The organism is Azorhizobium doebereinerae UFLA1-100 (genome assembly GCF_000473085.1).
GTDB lineage: Bacteria > Pseudomonadota > Alphaproteobacteria > Rhizobiales > Xanthobacteraceae > Azorhizobium > Azorhizobium doebereinerae.
The window spans coordinates 157,527-175,731 of record NZ_AXBA01000012.1; the positions used below are offsets into that span (position 1 = coordinate 157,527).

Below are 18,205 nucleotides of genomic sequence, written 5' to 3' on the forward strand. Positions count from 1 at the left end.
GGCACCGGAACGATCACTTGGGCTCGGCGAGATAGTCGAACACCACTTCGCCCATGCCCAGCGTCAGGTCGGCGCGCAGGTGCAGGGCCGAGACCACCTCCAGCACCGGCAGCTTGGCCACATCGGCGATGGCGTGCGGATAGAGGCCGAGCGCCGCCGGGCCGGTCCAGCATTCCTTGAGGTCGATGTCCTCCAGGTAGTAGCGGACCAGCTCGCAGATGCGCGGGGTGGCATCCACGTGCGGGATGATCTTGATGAGGAAGCTCGGCGTCTTCAGCGCGGCGAGCACGGCGGCCTTGTCGGCGGCCTTGTGCTTGTAGCCCATGGTGGCATCCACGCAGAGCGACTTGCCATAATGCAGGCGCCCGGTGAGGACGTCGGCCTCCACCGCCATCTTCGGGTTGGCGTATTTCTTCGGGAAGCCCCAGATCTCGCGGCCGCCGGCGATGGGCGCCTCGTCGTCCAGGTACATGGAATGGACGTAGCCGCCCTCCACCCCGTTGTACTTCACCGGGATGACCTGTCCGGTCTCGGTATAGTCGCCGAAGCCGGTGGAATCGGGCATGCGGATGAATTCATACTTCACCAGCGGCTCGTAGACTTCGAGCGGCTCGGGCACCACCCGGCGCAGCGCCTCGATGTCGGTGCGGTAGGTGATGATCATGAATTCGCGGTCGAAGAAGCGGTAGGGCCCCGGCGGGTAGGCCGGATTGGTCAGCGGCATGGAGTAGGCGGTACGACGGACGTCTTCGATCTTCATGAGGCGGCTCCGACCGGACGGGGCGTCTCGCATCTGCGAAACGCCGGGGAGGTTACCGGATAACGCGGCCCGGTGACAGGGCCGCGACGCGCCCATTATGGCGCAAACGCAAGCCTCGCCTCAGCAATCCCGATCAAGCCCGCGCCGGCCGCCGGCGGCGGCTCAGAACTCCAGCACCCCGGCGCTGCCGCTCGCCGTGCCGAAAGTCACCGCCCCGCCGTCCGCCCGCCAGCCCGCCGCCGTCACCGCCGCGCCGTCCGGCGCCCGCAGCAGGATCTCCGCGCCATCGGGAATGCGCGCCATCAGCACCATGCCGTCGTCATAGCCCACCGCCAGCACCGGGTCCTTGGGGTGGCAGGCCACCACCGAGACGCGGGCGGTGGAGGACGGCGCCACCATGGAGGGCTGCTTGCCCATGGGGCCTTCCTTGGAGGCGAACGGCCACAGGATCACCTCCGAGGAGCCGGACGTGGCGAGCCACTTGCCGTCGGCGGTGAAGGCGAACGACTTCACCCGCGCCGGATAGCCGGTCATGCGCATGTGGCCGCCGTCGGAGATGCGCCAGCCATGCAGCGCCGCCTCCTGCATGGTGGTCACCAGGAAGCGCCCGTCGGGGCTGATCGCCACGCCGAGGTGCGAGCCCTTCCAGCCGAACATGTCGGGCTTGGCGTCCAGGGCATTGGGAAACCAGAAGGTGACGCCGCCATAATGGGCCACGGCGATGCGCGTGCCCTTGGGCGCGAAGGCGAGGCCGCCCACGGTGGAGGCCACCTCCAGGCTGCGCGCCTCGCCCTTCACCGGGCGGAAATGGGCGGTCTTGCCGGCCGAATAGGCCACCGCGCCGTCCGGGCCCAGCGCCACGCGGTCGATCCAGCGGCCCTTGTGCTCCGCCAGCACCTGCACCTCGCCATTGGCGGTCAGTTCCACCACCCGGCCGTCGTCGCCGCCGGAGACCAGGCGCTTGCCGTCGCCGCGCACGTCGAGGGCGGCGCCGCCGTGCAGGGCCACGGCCTTGGTTTCCGCCCCGTTGACCATCATCGCCGCGCCGGTGTCGCCCACCAGCACCGCCGTGCTTTTTAGGAAGCAGGCTGCCGCGATGCCGCCGTCGAAGCTGAAGGTACGGACCTTGTCGGTGAGGCTGGACGGGGCGGAGGACATGGGCGGCGCGGCTCCCGGGCGGACGATGGACGAGCTGGATGGCGGGCCTTCATAAGCCACCGCGAGCCGCTTGTCCTCCCGTCGCCACATCATGGCGTCGATGTCGCGGCGGGCTGGATTTCCCGGCCGTGCAATGGCCTATGGTCGCGGCCTCACGAATCCGAAAGCCCATGTTCGACACCCGCCTGCCCATCGACGATGCCCTGCCCGCGCTGACGCAGACGCTGCGCGCCAACGCCTGCGCCGTGCTGGTGGCCCCGCCGGGCGCGGGCAAGACCACGCGCGTGCCGCTCGCGCTGCTGGACGAGCCGTGGGTGAAGGGGGGCAAGATATTGGTGCTGGAGCCCCGCCGCCTCGCGGCGCGGGCCGCCGCGCACCGCATGGCGCAGACGCTGGGCGAGCGCGTGGGCGACACGGTGGGCTACCGCGTGCGGCTGCGCTCGGAAATCTCCCGGCGCACCCGCATCGAGGTCGTCACCGAAGGCGTGTTCACCCGCATGGTGCTGGACGACCCGGAGCTTTCCGGTGTCGCCGCCGTGCTGTTCGACGAATATCACGAGCGCTCGCTGGACGCCGACCTCGGCCTCGCGCTCGCCCTGGAGACCCAGGCCGGGCTGCGCGAGGACCTGCGCGTCCTCGCCATGTCCGCGACCCTCGACGGCGCCCGCGTCGCCGCGCTGCTGGGCGGCGGCGGCGGCCCCGCGCCGGTGGTGGAGAGCGAGGGCCGCGCCTTCCCGGTGGCGACGCGCTATCTCGGCCGCGATCCTCGCGCGCCGCTGGAGCGGCAGGTGGCCGACGCGGTGCTGCGGGCGCTCGCCGCCGAGCCCGGCTCCGTGCTGGCCTTCCTGCCCGGCGCGGCCGAGATCCGCCGCACCCAGGGCCACCTGCTGGCGGACGTGCGCGACAAGGACGTGGACATCGTGCCGCTGTTCGGCGCGCTGGACGCCGCCGAGCAGGACCGCGCCGTCCTCCCGGCACCCAAGGGCAGGCGCAAGGTAGTGCTGGCCACCTCCATCGCCGAGACCTCGCTGACCATCGAGGGGGTGCGGGTGGTGGTGGATTCCGGCCTTGCCCGCGTGCCGCGCTTCGAGCCGGACGTGGGCCTGACGCGGCTGGAGACCGTGCGCGTCTCCCGCGCCGCCGCCGACCAAAGGCGCGGCCGCGCCGGCCGCACCGAGCCGGGCGTGTGCTACCGGCTGTGGAACGAGGGCGAGACGCAGAGCCTGCCGGCCTTCGCCACGCCGGAGATCCTGGCCGCCGACCTCTCCGGCCTGGTGCTGGACCTCGCCTCCGCCGGAGTGCGCGACCCGCGATCCCTGCCCTTCCTCGATCCCCCACCCCTGCCCGCCGTCACCGAGGCGAAGAACCTGCTGCGGGCGCTGGAGGCCATCGACGCCGGGGGCGCGGTGACGCCGCTCGGCGCCCGCATGGCCCGCCTGCCCTTGCAGCCGCGCCTCGCCCACATGGTGGTGCGCGGCAGCGATCTCGGCGCCGGCGCCCTGGCGGCGGACATCGCCGCTCTGCTCACCGAGCGCGGCCTCGGCGGCGACAGCCCGGACCTCGTTCACCGGCTGGAGGACTTTTCCCGCGAGCGCTCCCGCCGCGCCGACGATGCCCGCCGCCTCGCCGGCCGCTGGGCGGAACTGGCGCGCGCGGGCAACGCGAAGCCGGCAGGCACCGCCCCCTCCCCGGCCGCTTTGCTGGCGCTGGCCTTCCCCGACCGGGTGGCCAAGGCGCGCGGCGACGGCACCCGCATCCTGCTCGCCAACGGGCGCGGCGCGGTGGTGGACCCGGCCTCATCGCTCGCCCGCGCGCCCTATCTGGCGGTGGCCGAGGTGAGCGGCCGGGCGGACGCCGCCCGCGTGCAGCTCGCCGCCGCCCTCACGGCGGAGGAGATCGAGAGCCTGTTCGCGGCCGAGATCACCTCCGGCCTCGAAGTGGCGTTCGATCCGGCGACCGCCGCCGTGCGGGCGCGGGAAACCCGCCGCCTCGGCGCGCTGACCCTCGCCGACCGCCCCCGCCCGGTGCCGGACACGCCGGAGACGGCGGCGGCATTGGCCGAAGGCATCGCCGCCCTCGGCCTGGAGCGGCTGCCCTGGACCAACGCCCTCACCCAGTGGCGCGACCGGGTGCAATTCCTCCACCGGGCGGAAGGCACGCCCTGGCCGGACCTGTCCGACGGGGCGCTGGCCGCGACCGCGCGCGACTGGCTGGCGCCCTTCCTCACTGGGCGCACCACGCTGGCCCAGGTCTCCGCCGGCGATCTCGGCAACGCGCTGCACGCGCTTTTGCCCTATGAATTGCTGCACCGGCTGGAGACCGAGGCGCCGAGCCATTTCCAGGCGCCCACCGGCACCAGCCTGCCGATCGACTATGCCGCCGAGGGCGGGCCGCTCTTGCCAGTGCGGGTGCAGGAGCTGTTCGGCCTCACCCGGCATCCGGCCATCGCCGGCGGCAAGGTGCCGCTGACGCTGGCCCTGCTCTCCCCCGCCCACCGGCCGATCCAGGTGACGAAGGATCTGCCACAATTCTGGAGCGGCTCGTGGCGCGACGTGCGCGCCGAGATGCGCGGCCGCTACCCCCGGCACCCCTGGCCGGAAGACCCCGCCAACGCCCTACCCACCAACCGCGCAAAGCCGCGTGGAACCTGAATCCGTCCCTTTGCGGGAACCGCGGGCTTGGCCGGGCATTGTCCCCTTGGATCCGCCTCGCGGAAGCGCAGGACGGCGCTCGACTTGCCATCCGCCGTACAGCCGCGCTTCAGATTAGACAGGTCACAATTTCGTGCTACGGGCATGACTGCCCGGAATGCACTCCGCGCCGAGAGAGGCACTTCATGTTCCCGACGCCGAAGCCCGCACTGACGCCCAACACCTACGCCTATGAATCCGAGCCGATGGTGAAGCCCACCGGGTTCCGGGAATATGACGCCCGCTGGTTGTTCCAGAAGGAAATCAACCTCATGGGCATCCAGGCGCTGGGCATGGGGCTCGGCACGCTGATGCACGAGATGGGCATCCGGCCCGAGATCGTCACCGGGCATGACTTCCGCGGCTATTCCTCGTCGATCAAATACGCCCTCGTCTCCGGCCTGATGGCCGCCGGCGTGAAGGTGCACGACATCGGCCTCGCCATGTCGCCCATGGCCTATTTCGCCCAGTTCGCCCTCGACGTGCCGGCGGTGGCCATGGTCACCGCCTCGCACAACGACAACGGCTGGACCGGCGTGAAGATGGGCGTCAACCGCCCGCTGACCTTCGGCCCGGACGAGATGACCCGGCTGAAGGAGATCGTGCTCGGCGCCAAGTTCGACCTGAAGGGCGGCGGCGCCTACCACTTCGTGGAGAACTTCCCCGCCACCTATTTCAAGGACCTCACCGACCGTCCGCGGCTCAAGCACCCGATCAAGGCGGTGGTGGCCTGCGGCAACGGCACGGCCGGCGCGTTCGCGCCGCACATCCTGGCGGCGCTGGGCGTCGAGGTGGTGCCGCTGGACGTGGAGCTGGACCACTCCTTCCCCAAGTACAATCCGAACCCGGAAGACATGGAGATGCTCCATGCCATGCGCGACGCGGTGCTGGAGAGCGGTGCCGACGTGGCGCTGGGCTTCGACGGCGACGGCGACCGCTGCGGCGTGGTGGACAATGAGGGCGAGGAGATCTTCGCCGACAAGATGGGCGTGATGCTGGCCCGCGACCTGGCCAAGATCTACCCCAACCCCACCTTCGTGGTGGACGTGAAGTCCACCGGCCTGTTCGCCACCGACCCCGAGCTGATCAAGCTCGGCGTGAAGGCGGACTATTGGAAGACCGGCCATTCCTACATGAAGCGCCGGGTGAACGAGACCGGCGCCCTGGTCGGCTTCGAGAAGTCCGGCCACTATTTCTTCAACGCGCCCATCGGCCGGGGCTATGACGACGGCCTCGTCTCCGCCATCGCCGTGCTGGACATGCTGGACCGCAATCCCGGCAAGAAGCTCTCCGAGCTGCGCCTCGCGCTGCCCAAGACCTGGTCCTCGCCCACCATGTCGCCGCACTGCGCCGACGAGGCCAAGTACGGCATCGTCGAGCAGGTGGTGAAGCACTACCAGAAGTTGCAGGCGGACGGCGCCAAGGTGACGGGTCAGGCGATCCGCGACCTCGTGACGGTGAACGGCGTGCGCGTCACCACCGAGGACGGCTCGTGGGGCCTCGTGCGCGCCTCCTCCAACAAGCCCGAGCTGGTGGTGGTGGTGGAGAGCCCGGTCTCCGAGCAGCGCATGCGCGACATGTTCGCCGAGATCGACGGCGTGCTGCGCACCCACCCGGAAGTGGGCGAATACAACCAGAAGATTTAACCACGAATCGTCATTGCACCTTTATGGTGCAACACTATGGTGCGGCCCGTGCTCTCATCGGCACGGGCCGTTCCGTTTCCGGAGCCTGCTGTTCAAGTCCGGAGACGTGTCATGTCGCGCCTGTATGTGATCCTCATCGCCAGCCTGCTGCCGGTGATCGTGGCGCTGACGCTGTTCGGCGCGCTGCATGCCTGGGCCTCCAGCTTCAACGCGCTGCCCGCCCCCTTCGAACGCCCGGCCCCCACCTGGGATCTCGGCCTCGTCCGCCACCGCTGAGCCGCCGGATACGAAAAAGCCCCGGCGCAGGACCGGGGCTTCCTGCGGGGATTCGGCGGTCTATTCCGCCGCCACCGGGCGCAGCGCGCGGGAGGCTTCGATCCGCCCCGCCCACCACACCACCGGCACCGCCGCCAGCGGCACCAGCGCCGCCACCCAGGGAATGGCGCCGAGGCCGAGGCCGTGGTCGATCACCACCCCGCCCAGCCACGCGCCGATGGCGTTGCCGAGGTTGAAGGCGGCGATGTTGAAGCTGGAGGCCAGGCTCTGGCCGGCTCCTTGAGCCTTCTCCAGCACCCACATCTGCAACGGCGCCACGGTGGCGAAGGCGACCGCGCCCAGCAGGCCGACGAAGGCCACCGCCGCCACGGCATTGTGCAAGGCGAAGGTCAGGCCCGCCAGCACCACCGCCAGCACCACCAGCGTGCCGTACACCGTGGGCACCAGCTTCCAGTCCGCCAGCCGGCCGCCGGCAAGGTTGCCCACCACGAGGCCGGCGCCGAACACCAGCAGGATGGGCGACACCGCGCCGTCCGAGAAGCCGGTGATCCGGGTGAGCATGGGCGCGATGTAAGTGAAGGCCGCGAACACGCCGACCCAGCTCAGCACCGTGGTGAGGAGGCCCAGCAGCAGCGGGGCGCGGGTGAGCACGGCCAGATCGTGCCTCAGGCTGGTCTTCTCCATCGGCGCGCCGGAGCGCGGCACCAGCAGCGCGATCACCGCGAAGGCGAGGACGCCCACCAGCGTCACCGCCCAGAAGGTGGAGCGCCAGCCGTAGTGCTGGCCCAGCCACGTGCCGAACGGCACGCCGAGGATGTTCGCCACCGTGAGGCCGGTGAACATGACGGCGATGGCCGAGGCCTTCTTGTTGGCCGGCACGAGGCCGGTGGCGACCACCGAGCCGACGCCGAAGAAGCTGGCGTGGGCGAAGGCGGTGAGCACGCGGGCGGCCATCAGCGTGGTGTAGTCGGGCGCCAGCGCGCAGGCCAGATTGCCGATGGTGAACACGGCCATGAGGCCGAGCAGCACCGCCTTGCGCGGCCAGCGGGCGGTGAGGATGGTCAGCACCGGCGCGCCGACCACGACGCCCAGCGCATAGCCGGAAATGAGCAGGCCCGCCGAGGACAGGGTGACGCCGAGATCGGCGCTCACATCGAGCAGCAGGCCCATGATGACGAATTCGGTGACGCCGATGCCGAAGGCACCGGCGGTGAGGGCGTAGAGGGCAACAGGCATGGCGGATGTCCGAAGCGGCCGGCGCCGCCTCCGCTCCTCCCGCGAGGGGACCGGCGACGGCGCGATCAGGGTGAAGGAATGCGGAAACCACCGTCGGGGGAGGCAGATGCCGCGTTGCAACAAAATGGACGGCCGGACGGCCCTGGACTAGGATGTCTCTAATCAAAAGATTTGTGAGTTCGGGGCAACATGGGCCGGCTGGACGTCAACCGCACCGGGGAAATGGACGTGTTCGTGCGGGTGGTGGATCGCGGCGGCTTCTCCGCCGCCGCCCGCGACCTGCGCATGACGCCTTCCGCCGTCAGCAAGCTCATCAGCCGCCTGGAGGTGCGCCTCGGTGCCCGGCTGGTGAACCGCTCCACCCGCCGCCTCCAGCTCACCCCGGAGGGCCTCGCCTTCCATGAGCGGGCCGTGCGCCTCCTGGCCGACCTCGACGAGGCGGAGCGCTCGGTGGCCGGCAGCGAGGAACCGCGCGGGCACCTGCGGGTGAATGCCAACGTGCCGTTCGGCACGCTGTTCCTCGCCCCGGCGCTGGGCGAATTCCTCGCCCGCCATCCCGGCATCTCCCTCGACGTGGTGCTCACCGACAAGGTGGTGGACCTGATGGAGGAGCGCATGGACGTGGCGGTCCGCGCCGGGCCGCTGAAGAGCTCCCAGCTGGTGGCGCGCAAGCTCGGCGAGACGCGCATGGTCATCGTCGGTTCGCCGGACTATCTGGCGCGCACGGGCACGCCGCGACGCCCGGCCGACCTCGACCATCACAACCGCATCGGCTTCTGCTACCTGCGGCAGATCGAGGGCTGGCCGCTGAAGGGCGAGCGGGAGGGGGAGACGCTGGTGTTCCGCCCCGAGGGCAATGTCGCGGCGAGCGACGGCGAGACCCTGCGCCACCTGCTGCTCGGCGGCGTCGGCCTCGCCCGCCTCGGCCTGTTCCACGTCGCCGCCGACATCGCCGCCGGACGGCTGGTGCCGGTGCTGGAGGACTTCAATCCCGGCGATACCGACCCGATGCACGCGGTCTATCTCGGCCAGGGCGGGCACATGCCCGCCCGGGTGCGGGCCTATCTCGATTTCCTGGTGGAGGTGGTGGCGCCGCGGTTCGCCCGCGCCGCCAGCGCCGACCCGCTCGCCTTGACGCCCGGGCGCGGCTGAACGCGCACGCAAACATGCGCGGGTTTACTCAGGCACGCGAACCGCTAAGGTCAGGCACATTGTGGGAAATGCTGATCTTGCTCTTGCGCGCTGCCGTGCTGCTTCTTCTCTTGCTCACCCCTTCCGCTTACGCGGACGGTGAAGCCAAGCAGCGGCCGGACGACGCGAGGGATCGGAGCAAACAAGAGTCGACGGCTCTCATCGCGGCAGTCCTGCGCGATCATGTCCCGGATAAGCAGCCCTGCATCTTTGCCAAACAATGGTCGGGCCGCGCCGTCGATGCGACCTTGGCCCGACAGTATCTTGGAACAAGCTCTTCTGCGGACGGAAGGGCGCCGGACAGCGGATTTCAACCCGCGGACATCATCGACCCAACCAGGAAAAAGCAGGACTATTTCTGCTCCGATGCGGAGGCTGATGATATGTGGAGCCAACAACTGGCCAGCCTTGGCAAAGGGGCGCAAACACCGGAAATTGGACCGGACGATCGGGTGCCCGGCGCCAAGATGAAGCGGGTGGATATCTCCATTCCTATATTCGATGCGGCCGACAAGACCGCCATCGTACTAGTTTCGTTCACGCAGCGTACGGCCTTCAATGGCCCGCCCGATGGACGCCCACACTCCCAGGAGGGGGCTGGCTATTCTTTCGTGTATCGCAAGACACCGATCGCGTGGACCCAGATCCACTCCGTAGAGGACTACACCTTTCATTGAGGCGTCTTATCGTGTGTCCCAGATCTTTGCGGTCGATGTCGTCACTATGGCATCCAGCCGCGGCTGACCGAGCCCTGGAGGCCGCCGAGCCCGTCAGACGCTGTCTACCCGCCAATTGCCCGCTCAGGCCGAGCGCTTCACATCCGCAGCGATCAGCGCCTCAAGCGATGGCTTCGCCGCCAGGTCGCCGGTGGGGCTGATGAGGCCCCGGACGCCGTCGAGCGCGCCGCGCTTCAGCTCCACCGCCAGCAGGCGGGCGGGATCGAACGGACCGGGCATCCACAGGCCGCCGGTCTTCGCCGCCGAGAAGCCGAAGCGCTGGTAGTAAGGCGCATCGCCCACGAGAATCACCGCCGCGTGGCCGAGATCCGCCGCGCGGCCGAGGGCGGCATGCATCATGGCGCCGCCCAGGCCCCGGTCGCGGAACCAGGGGTGCACGGCGAGCGGGCCGAGCAGCAGCGCCGGACGGCCGGGGCCGGCGGAGATGTGCCACAGGCGCACGGTTGCGACCATGCGCCCGTCCGGGCCGTGGGCGGCCAGCGCCAGCCCGTCGGCCGGCAGCCGGCCTTCGCGGATCAGCTCCGACGCCTTCTCGAACCGCTGCGGCATGCACAGGTCCAGCAGGGCCTCGCGCGCGGCGGCCTCTTCCCATGTTTCAGCGACAATCGCAGTCATCGGCAGCTCCTGCGCCACAACCGTTGGCCGAAAGACGCCCATCCGGCGAAGCCATGCTTCACCAGCCCAAAGGCCAGGGATGAGTGCGGAAGAGAGGGGACCCGCCCCTCGGGGAAGCACGGATGAAGCCGCCCGTGCGGCGCGGACATGCTGCCGCGCGCCGTTGGCGCCTCGCCCGGCAGCGCCGGTCGCGAACGACCGGGCCGCTGCTCAGATGACGTAGGACTTCAGCGGCGGGAAGCCGTTGAACGCCACCGCCGAATAGGTGGTGGTGTAGGCCCCGCAGGCCTCGATGAGGACCTTGTCGCCGATGGAGAGCGACAGCGGCAGGTGCACCGGGGTCTTCTCATACATCACGTCGGCCGAATCGCAGGTCGGGCCGGCCAGCACGCAGGGCGCGGTGTCGTCGCCGTCGCGCGGGGTGCGCAACGGGTAGCGGATCGCCTCGTCCATGGTCTCGGCGAGGCCGCCGAACTTGCCGATGTCGAGATAGACCCAGCGCAGCCTGTCGGTCTCGGCCTTCTTGGAGATCAGCACCACCTCGGTCTCGATGATGCCGGCATTGCCGACCATGCCGCGACCGGGCTCCATGATGGTCTCGGGAATGGCGTTGCCGAAGTGGCGGCGCAGCGCATCGAAGATCGCCTCGCCATAGGCCTTGGCCGCCGGCACGTCCTGGAGATAGCGGGTCGGGAAGCCGCCGCCGAGATTGACCATGGACAGCGAGATGCCGCGCTCGGCGCACTCGCGGAAGATGCCCGCGGCCGAGGACAGCGCCTGGTCCCAGGCGTTCACGTTCTTCTGCTGCGAGCCGACGTGGAAGGACACGCCATAGGGGCTGAGGCCGAGGCGGTGCGCATGCTCCAGCACGTCGGGCGCCATCTCCGGCACGCAGCCGAACTTGCGCGACAGCGGCCATTCGGCGCCGGCGCCGTCGCACAGGATGCGGCAGAACACCTTCGCGCGCGGGGCGACGCGGCCGATCTTCTCGACCTCCTCGTAGCAATCCACGGCGAACAGGCGCACGCCCATCTTGTAGGCGCGCTCGATGTCGCGCTCCTTCTTGATGGTGTTGCCGAAGGAGATGCGGTCGGGCGTGGCGCCGGCGGCCAGCACCATCTCGATCTCCTGGACCGAGGCGGCGTCGAAGCACGAGCCCAGCTCCGCCAGGGCCTTGAGAATGGCCGTGTCGGGATTGGCCTTCACCGCATAGAACACGCGGGTGTCCGGCAGCGCGCGGGCGAACGCCGCATAGTTCGCGCGGACCACATCCAGGTCCACCACGACACAGGGACCGTCTTCTCGTCGGGTACGCAGAAATTCGCGGATGCGATCGGTCATGGCAACCTCCCGTGACCTTGAAGCCTCGTGAAGTGCGGAACTTTCCGCACGACGACAGTCAGGCGGACCGCGGCGTTGAACCGCCGTTGGTCCGGGACACGCGCATCGTCGGCAGGGGGCGTTATGGAAGCGCCGCATACCGACGGGCCGTGCCCGCTTCGCCGGGTTTTCACCGGCCGCAAATCGCGCCGAGCGGCATCGGGCCTGCCCCGCGACCGTCAGGTCGAGCGGAAGGCTTGGTGATGCGCACGATTGGAAAGGGGAGTCCCTCTCCGCACGGCCGGCAAGATGTAGTGCCTCTTCAGTAACGTCGACCTTTGGAGGGCCGGCAGAGACCAAAAAAGCCCGCTACGTCGTTGCTTCAAGTCACGTCCCCTGCTGAGAGAGCAGGGTGGGCCGGTTCCCTCCGGCTACCGATCGTCCTGGCGGCTTTCCGGCCTCTTGTCCGGACTTCCGCCGATCGGCACGCAACCACAGGCACGTGCGAAATTGGGCAGAGGGGGATTTAGGGAAATTCGACCGCCTGCGCAAGCGGCAATTTCGTGGCGATGCGTCCCTTTTGGCGGCAATGGCCGTCCGGACCGGCCAGAAGGGCGGCAGATGGCTCCAGAATGGCGGAAACAGGCGATTTACGGGGCGACGCGCCGCGCGGGCCCATCGTGGACGCAGTGCAGCATTGCACCGGCATCAAGGCCGCCGCCATCGCTGAGCCGGCTCGGCAGCGAACCCTTGCGGCGGCTTGATTCGCGCGCCGGCCGCCCGAGCCGTTCCCGGCCGCCCCGCCGGCCGCGCGGCGGCGACGCATCGTCCGCCCGGCCCGGCGCGACCCTGCGGCTTTCCCGCACTTGATCGAGCGCAAGGGACGGAGCAAGGTGCCGGCCTAGGATTAGAAGAATTCGCGTCCACGTCCCGCCCCCGGATCTCGAATGACTTACGATCATTTCTTCGCCGACGCCGTTGATGCCCTCCGCCGCGAACGCCGCTATCGCACGTTCGCCGATATCGAGCGGAACGCCACGCGCTTTCCGCGCGCCACGTGGCATTCGCCCGGCGGCCCGCGCGAGATCACCGTGTGGTGCTCCAACGATTATCTGGGCATGGGCAGCCACCCCGCCGTGGTGGAAGCCATGCGCGAGACGGCGCTCCTGCGCGGGGCGGGCGCCGGCGGCACGCGCAACATCTCCGGCAACAGCCACGAGATCGTGCTGCTGGAGCGCGAGCTGGCCGACCTGCACGGCAAGGATGCCGGGCTGGTGTTCACCTCCGGCTACGTCTCCAATGCCACCGGCATCTCCACCATCGCCAAGCTGATCCCCGATTGCGTGGTGATCTCGGACGAGCTCAATCACAATTCGATGATCGAGGGCGTGCGCCAGGGCGGCCGGCAGAAGGTCATCTTCCGCCACAATGACCTCGCCCATCTGGAGGAACTGCTCCAGGCGGCGGGCGACCGGCCGAAGCTGATCGTGTTCGAGAGCGTCTATTCCATGGACGGCGACATCGCCCCTATGGCCGCCATCTGCGACCTCGCCGAGCGCTACGGCGCCATGACCTATCTGGACGAGGTGCATGCGGTGGGCATGTACGGCCCGCGCGGCGGCGGCGTCGCCGAGCGTGACGGCGTCATGCACCGCATCGACGTGATCGAGGGCACGCTGGGCAAGGCGTTCGGCGTCGTCGGCGGCTACCTCACCGGCAGCCGCGTGGTGATGGACGCGGTGCGCTCCTACGCGCCGGGCTTCATCTTCACCACCGCGCTGCCGCCGGCCATCGCCGCCGCCGCCACCGCCTCCATCCGCCACCTCAAGACCTCCACCAAGGAGCGCGAGGGCCAGCGGGCGCAGGTGGCCAAGGTGAAGGCGGCCTTCGCCGCCGCCGGCCTGCCGCAGATGGAAACCCCCACCCACATCGTCCCGGTGATGGTAGGCGACGCCAAGGCGTGCAAGGCGGCCAGCGACGTGCTGCTGGCCGAGCACTCCATCTATATCCAGCCCATCAACTATCCCACCGTGCCGCGCGGCACCGAGCGCCTGCGCATCACGCCGACCCCGTTCCATGACGACAAGCTCATCGCCAACCTCGCCGAGGCGCTGAACGACGTGTGGAACCGGCTCGACCTGCCGCGCGTGCGCGATGCCGGCCACGAGCGCCGCATCCTGGCGGCCGGTGCCTCGCCCCTCGCCATGCCGATCGCCGGCGGCTGAACCGCCCGGCCGCAACCAACTGCCATGTCAAAAGCCCGGGCCGGTCCCGGGCTTTTCCTTGTCCGGGCACCGCCATGCACTGCCGGCTCCGGGCCTGTGAATCAAGGCCTCGACAGCCGCACACCCGTGCCGCTTGCGCGGGGGCGGCCGGGAATGCCATTGCTGCGGCGATGCCACGCTGGCGTGCAACCGGGGCTTCCGGGCGGATCAGCGGGGCCGTGCGTTCGCTGGAGCCGCGTCATGTCCTTTCCCGCCGCCCCCCTTTCCGCAGGCCGCCGGCGCCCGGCCGCTCCTCGCGCACGGGCGGGCGCAGCCGCGCTGCTCGCAGGACTGCTGGCCCTCGGCCTATCTACCGCGCACGCGGCGGCGGACGGCCCCTCGTTCGACTGCAAGGCGGCACGGACCAAGGTGGAGAAGGCCATCTGCGCCGATCCGGCGCTGGCTGCCCTCGACCGGCGCATCGCCGCCGCCTACCAGAAGGTCATGGGCGCCCTCGACGCCGACGGCAAGGCGGCGCTGCGCGCCGACCAGCGCATCTTCGTCGAGGCCAGGGACGTCCAGGCCCGCACCGAGGATTACGACCTGAAGGCGGATCTCGACGGGCGGGCACGGCTGCTGGAAGGCGTCGAGACCACGCCGCGTGCGGGCTTTGCCGGAACCTGGGCCAATGTCTTTGGCGAAGTCACCGTGGCGCCCGCGCCGGGCGGCGGCTTCAAGGTGGAGATCTCCACGGTCCAGCCCCACCCCAGCTATCCGGTCTGCCAGTTGGAGGCCACCGGCGCCCTCAGCGGCGCCGTCCTGGTGGTCGGCGGCAGCGAGGCCGAGCGCAAGGAGAATGACGGCTGGACCGTGCGGCTGACCCGCACCGGCGCGTTGCTGGCCGCCGAGCTGGAGCGGCCGAAGCAGGCCGACTTCGCCAGCCCGCCCTTCTGCGGCTTCCGGGCCACCATCGACGGCAGCTTCCTGCCGATGGCTCCGGCGCCAGGGAAGCGGGCGCGCTGACCGGCAGCGCCGCCGCGAACGCCGCGCTCACCCTCGCCCCATAGGCTCAGGCCCGCAACGGGGCCGTCGCGCGCCAGACCAGTTGCACCAGTTCGATCGTGATGACGAAGGCGAGCGCGCGGAATGCCAGTTGGCGTGCTCCCGCGACATTGGAGAGATAGGCCCCGAGATAGCCGCCGACGATGCTGCCGGCAGCCAATACACCGCCCTCGACCCACAAGATCTGGCCGTTGCGGGCGAAGATCAGCACCGGCAGCAGAGAGGTCACGGCAATGAGCAGGTTCTTGAGCGCATTGGCACGCGGCAGGTCGTAATAGAAAACGAGCATCAGGATCAGCAACAGATAAGTTGCGCCATCGAGAACGATGAAACCAAGCCAGAAGCCGACGAAGAACACCAGCACCATGCCGCGCCAATGGAGCCTCGGCAGCCGCCCGTCGGATTGAGACAGGATCTTCCTGAGCTTCGTAAAGAGAAGCAACAGAGCGACCAGAACCGCCGCATTGACGAAATGCTCCAATTGCCGGTTCGTCAGAGCTTCGGCGGCATAGACGCCGAAGATGCTGCCGACCGCCGCCGGGGGCACCAAACGAAGGGCGGCGCTCCAGTCCATCTGGCCTCGCCGGGCGAAGGCGAAGGCGGCCATGACCGCCCCCACGAGGACCGGCAAGCGGTTGGTGGCGTTGGCCACCCCCTCGTTCATGCCAAGAAAGAGGATCAGCAGGGGGAGGCTGACTGCCGTCCCTGACGAAGCGAGCGTATTGAGAAGCCCGCAAACAAAGCCGCCGAACACCAGGATCAGCCAATAAAATGGATTGCTCGGGTCCAACACACGCCCCCCGCTTTTAAATATCGGGAAACCTAGGGCGGGATGATTTTTTTGGTCAAGACAAAGGACCAGCGAAATAACATGCGGTCGTTTTTTGACACCCCAGCGATCGGAACACAGGGTTCTATCTTTAGCCGAGACTATTTTGTCCCTGAACTTGCTTTATCGCCGGCCGCCAAGAAACGTGTCCACGAACCAGCGATCCAGCGTCATCGGCTCGTCCTGCTGCGGGCGCGGCGCCTGCTGCGGCAGGTTGCCGACGATGGCGGGCGGCGCCTCGTCCGGGATCTGGCCCGGAGGCAGCAGGCCCGGCTGGCCGTAGCTCGGCTGGCCGTAGCCGGCGTAGGAATGTCCCGCGCCGGGCAGTTCGGCCATGGGCAGATCCTTGTGCGCCACCTTCATGTAGCGGCTCCAGATCTCCGCCGGCAGGTTGGCGCCCGAGGCCTTCTTGGTGGGCGAGGAATCGTCATTGCCCAGCCACACCGCGGTGACCATGCGGGCGGTGTAGCCGACGAACCAGGCGTCGCGATAATCCTGCGAGGTTCCGGTCTTGCCGGCGGCGTCCCAGCCCGGCAATTCGGCGCGGCGGCCGGTGCCGGTGATCAGCGTCTGCTCCAGCATGTGGTTCATCATGCCCACATAGGCCGGATCGATGACGCGCCCCGGCCCTGAGGTGGAGCGGGAATAGAGCACCTTGCCGTCGGCGCCCTTCACGCTGTCGATGACGTAGGGAATGATGCCGATGCCGCCATTGGCGAACGGCACGTAAGCCGAGGCCAGTTCCAGCACCGACACTTCCGACGTGCCGAGCGCGATGGAGGGGTTGGGGTCGAGCGTCGAGGTGATGCCGAGGCGATGGGCGGTGGCCACCACCGCCTTGGGGCCGACCTCCAAGGCGAGGCGCACCGACACCGTGTTCAGCGACATGGCGAGCGCCTGCTGCAGCGGCACCGGGCCGAGATACTGGTGGCTGGCATTCTCCGGCTTCCAGCCCTTGAGTTGGATCGGCCCGTCCTCGCGGATCGTCTCCGGCGTCAGCCCCTTCTCCAGCGCGGTCAGATAAACGAACGGCTTGAACGAGGAGCCGGGCTGGCGGCGCGCGGTCACGGCGCGGTTGTACTGGCTGTCCTCATAGGACCGCCCGCCCACCAGCGCCTTCACCGCGCCATCGGTATCGAGCGAGACCACGGCGCCCTGGCCGACGCCGTATTTGGCGCCCTGCTTGTTGAGGGCATCGGTCAGCGAGGCCTGCGCCGTCTGTTGCAGGGTGGGATCGATGGTGGTGCGCACGATCACGTCACCGGGCAGCGTGCCCACGTAGGAATCGAGCTGGTCCATCACCCAGTCGGCCACATAGCCGATGGAATCGGGCGTCGACGGCTTGGCGAGCGTCGCCGGGCGGGACAGCGCCACCTTCACCATGTCTTCGGAGACATAGCCCTGCTCGCGCATGGCCGCGAGCACGAGGTTGGCGCGGTCCTGCGCGGCTTTCAGGTTGCGGGTCGGGGCGAGGCGCGAGGGGGCGTTCACCAGGCCCGCCAGCATCGCCGCCTCGGACAAGGTGACGTTGCGCGCCGACTTGTTGAAGTAGCGCTGCGCCGCCGCCTCGACGCCATAGGCGCCGTTGCCGAAATAGACCCGGTTCAGATAGAGGTCGAGGATCTCGTTCTTGGTGAACTTCTTCTCCAGCCACAGGGCCAGGACCAGTTCCTGGATCTTGCGCGAGAAGGTGCGCTCCTGGGTGAGGAACAGGTTCTTGGCCAGCTGCTGGGTCAGCGTCGAGCCGCCCTGCCGCACCCGGCGGGAGACCAGGTTGGCGGCCATGGCGCGGGCGAGGCCCAGCGGGTCGAGACCCCAATGTTCGTAGAAGCGCCGGTCCTCGATGGCGACGAAAGCCCTCGGCAGATAGGCCGGCAGCTCCTTCAGCGGCACCGCCGCGCCGCCCATGTCGCCGCGCGTCGCCAGCGCCTTGCCGTCATAGGCCTGGATCATCACCGTGGGCGGGCGTTTGGGCACCATCAGCGTCTGCATGGGCGGCAGCTTCGAGGCCTCGTAGGCGACCAGGGCGCCGACGCCCACCGCCGCCCACAGGCCGAGGATGAACAGCCACTTCACCAGGCCGAACAGCGAGAAGAAGCCGCGCCGGCGGCGGCGCGGGGCCTTGGCCTTGCCGCGGCCGGACCCGCTGTTGCCGGACGCACCATTGCCGCCCGTGCCACGGCTGCCCGCGCTGCGTCCTTTGGGTTCGCGATCCGAGCGGCGCGTGGCGGCGGCCATGTCCTCGCTTTCTGCTGCGGCATCGAGGCTGGGCTCGGACCGCGCGCGCTTGCCGGAGGCCGGCTTGCCCGCCGGCCCGTGACCGCCCCCCGGCCGGTCGCCGGGTTCGAGGCGGATGTCGAACAGGGATTCGGGGCGCTCCATCTGGGGTTCGCGCCGTTCCTGCCCGCCTGTTCCGCGCCCCGCCATGAAGGGTCCCGTCCGCTGGTTGAAAGATGAGACCTCAAAGACCTTCGAATGCGG

The 18,205-nt window shown here is 69.3% G+C and carries 14 protein-coding genes; 7 read left to right on the forward strand and 7 right to left on the reverse strand.

Translation table 11 applies throughout. The features are described 5' to 3' along the window. Positions 1-13: 13 nt before the first annotated feature. Positions 14-760, reverse strand: coding sequence for an acetoacetate decarboxylase (locus tag YU1_RS0110730; RefSeq protein ID WP_029004063.1), 747 nt, complete (start codon positions 758-760; stop codon positions 14-16). Between the two features lie 162 nt (positions 761-922). Next, positions 923-1,918 (reverse strand): WD40 repeat domain-containing protein, encoded by a 996-nt coding sequence (locus YU1_RS0110735; protein WP_035714940.1) that lies wholly within the window; start codon positions 1,916-1,918, stop codon positions 923-925. A 170-nt stretch (positions 1,919-2,088) separates the two neighbouring features. On the opposite strand from YU1_RS0110735, the gene hrpB reads away from it, so the two are divergent. From hrpB to YU1_RS33420, 3 genes are all read left to right on the forward strand, one after another. Further along, positions 2,089-4,569: an ATP-dependent helicase HrpB gene (gene hrpB, locus YU1_RS0110740; protein WP_035714856.1), complete on the forward strand. Its 2,481-nt coding sequence runs from the start codon at positions 2,089-2,091 to the stop codon at positions 4,567-4,569. Between the two features lie 185 nt (positions 4,570-4,754). After that, on the forward strand, positions 4,755-6,254 hold the full coding sequence (locus YU1_RS0110745; RefSeq protein ID WP_029004066.1) for a phosphomannomutase/phosphoglucomutase: 1,500 nt from the start codon (positions 4,755-4,757) through the stop codon (positions 6,252-6,254). 111 nt (positions 6,255-6,365) lie between these two features. Further along, positions 6,366-6,530, forward strand: a complete 165-nt coding sequence (locus tag YU1_RS33420; protein WP_156922049.1) for a hypothetical protein — start codon at positions 6,366-6,368, stop codon at positions 6,528-6,530. A 60-nt stretch (positions 6,531-6,590) separates the two neighbouring features. Here the strand turns inward: YU1_RS33420 and YU1_RS0110755 are convergent, their stop codons facing one another. Beyond that, entirely contained in the window at positions 6,591-7,766 is a 1,176-nt protein-coding gene (locus YU1_RS0110755; RefSeq protein WP_029004067.1) for an MFS transporter, read from the reverse strand. 189 nt (positions 7,767-7,955) lie between these two features. Between YU1_RS0110755 and YU1_RS29005 the strand changes: the two genes are divergently transcribed. After that, positions 7,956-8,918: a LysR family transcriptional regulator gene (locus YU1_RS29005; RefSeq protein ID WP_051356733.1), complete on the forward strand. Its 963-nt coding sequence runs from the start codon at positions 7,956-7,958 to the stop codon at positions 8,916-8,918. Between the two features lie 68 nt (positions 8,919-8,986). Continuing rightward, a complete protein-coding gene (locus YU1_RS0110765; RefSeq protein WP_029004068.1) occupies positions 8,987-9,634 on the forward strand; it encodes a hypothetical protein in 648 nt (215 codons plus the stop codon). Between the two features lie 123 nt (positions 9,635-9,757). Here the strand turns inward: YU1_RS0110765 and YU1_RS0110770 are convergent, their stop codons facing one another. Next, positions 9,758-10,309 carry a GNAT family N-acetyltransferase gene (locus YU1_RS0110770; protein ID WP_029004069.1) on the reverse strand — a complete coding sequence of 184 codons (552 nt, stop codon included), beginning with the start codon at positions 10,307-10,309 and terminating at the stop codon, positions 9,758-9,760. A 210-nt stretch (positions 10,310-10,519) separates the two neighbouring features. Further along, positions 10,520-11,650 (reverse strand): type III PLP-dependent enzyme, encoded by a 1,131-nt coding sequence (locus tag YU1_RS0110775; RefSeq protein WP_029004070.1) that lies wholly within the window; start codon positions 11,648-11,650, stop codon positions 10,520-10,522. 926 nt (positions 11,651-12,576) lie between these two features. On the opposite strand from YU1_RS0110775, the gene hemA reads away from it, so the two are divergent. Together hemA and YU1_RS31930 are read left to right on the forward strand one after the other, a co-directional pair. Then, on the forward strand, positions 12,577-13,854 hold the full coding sequence (gene hemA / locus YU1_RS0110780) for a 5-aminolevulinate synthase (protein ID WP_029004071.1): 1,278 nt from the start codon (positions 12,577-12,579) through the stop codon (positions 13,852-13,854). 240 nt (positions 13,855-14,094) lie between these two features. Beyond that, entirely contained in the window at positions 14,095-14,856 is a 762-nt protein-coding gene (locus YU1_RS31930; RefSeq protein WP_051356734.1) for a lysozyme inhibitor LprI family protein, read from the forward strand. A 46-nt stretch (positions 14,857-14,902) separates the two neighbouring features. Here YU1_RS31930 and YU1_RS0110790 read toward each other — a convergent pair whose 3' ends face one another. Together YU1_RS0110790 and YU1_RS0110795 are read right to left on the reverse strand one after the other, a co-directional pair. Continuing rightward, positions 14,903-15,685 carry a sulfite exporter TauE/SafE family protein gene (locus tag YU1_RS0110790; protein WP_198018894.1) on the reverse strand — a complete coding sequence of 261 codons (783 nt, stop codon included), beginning with the start codon at positions 15,683-15,685 and terminating at the stop codon, positions 14,903-14,905. A 162-nt stretch (positions 15,686-15,847) separates the two neighbouring features. Beyond that, positions 15,848-18,106, reverse strand: coding sequence for a transglycosylase domain-containing protein (locus tag YU1_RS0110795; protein WP_245263291.1), 2,259 nt, complete (start codon positions 18,104-18,106; stop codon positions 15,848-15,850). Positions 18,107-18,205 lie beyond the last annotated feature (99 nt).

Bases quoted from the DNA above. Each gene is read 5' to 3' on its own strand.
- YU1_RS0110730 (WP_029004063.1), bottom strand. From the start codon at position 760: ATGAAGATCGAAGACGTCCGTCGTACCGCCTACTCCATGCCGCTGACC.
- YU1_RS0110735 (WP_035714940.1), bottom strand. From the start codon at position 1,918: ATGTCCTCCGCCCCGTCCAGCCTCACCGACAAGGTCCGTACCTTCAGC.
- hrpB (WP_035714856.1), top strand. From the start codon at position 2,089: ATGTTCGACACCCGCCTGCCCATCGACGATGCCCTGCCCGCGCTGACG.
- YU1_RS0110745 (WP_029004066.1), top strand. From the start codon at position 4,755: ATGTTCCCGACGCCGAAGCCCGCACTGACGCCCAACACCTACGCCTAT.
- YU1_RS33420 (WP_156922049.1), top strand. From the start codon at position 6,366: ATGTCGCGCCTGTATGTGATCCTCATCGCCAGCCTGCTGCCGGTGATC.
- YU1_RS0110755 (WP_029004067.1), bottom strand. From the start codon at position 7,766: ATGCCTGTTGCCCTCTACGCCCTCACCGCCGGTGCCTTCGGCATCGGC.
- YU1_RS29005 (WP_051356733.1), top strand. From the start codon at position 7,956: ATGGGCCGGCTGGACGTCAACCGCACCGGGGAAATGGACGTGTTCGTG.
- YU1_RS0110765 (WP_029004068.1), top strand. From the start codon at position 8,987: ATGCTGATCTTGCTCTTGCGCGCTGCCGTGCTGCTTCTTCTCTTGCTC.
- YU1_RS0110770 (WP_029004069.1), bottom strand. From the start codon at position 10,309: ATGACTGCGATTGTCGCTGAAACATGGGAAGAGGCCGCCGCGCGCGAG.
- YU1_RS0110775 (WP_029004070.1), bottom strand. From the start codon at position 11,650: ATGACCGATCGCATCCGCGAATTTCTGCGTACCCGACGAGAAGACGGT.
- hemA (WP_029004071.1), top strand. From the start codon at position 12,577: ATGACTTACGATCATTTCTTCGCCGACGCCGTTGATGCCCTCCGCCGC.
- YU1_RS31930 (WP_051356734.1), top strand. From the start codon at position 14,095: ATGTCCTTTCCCGCCGCCCCCCTTTCCGCAGGCCGCCGGCGCCCGGCC.
- YU1_RS0110795 (WP_245263291.1), bottom strand. From the start codon at position 18,106: ATGGAGCGCCCCGAATCCCTGTTCGACATCCGCCTCGAACCCGGCGAC.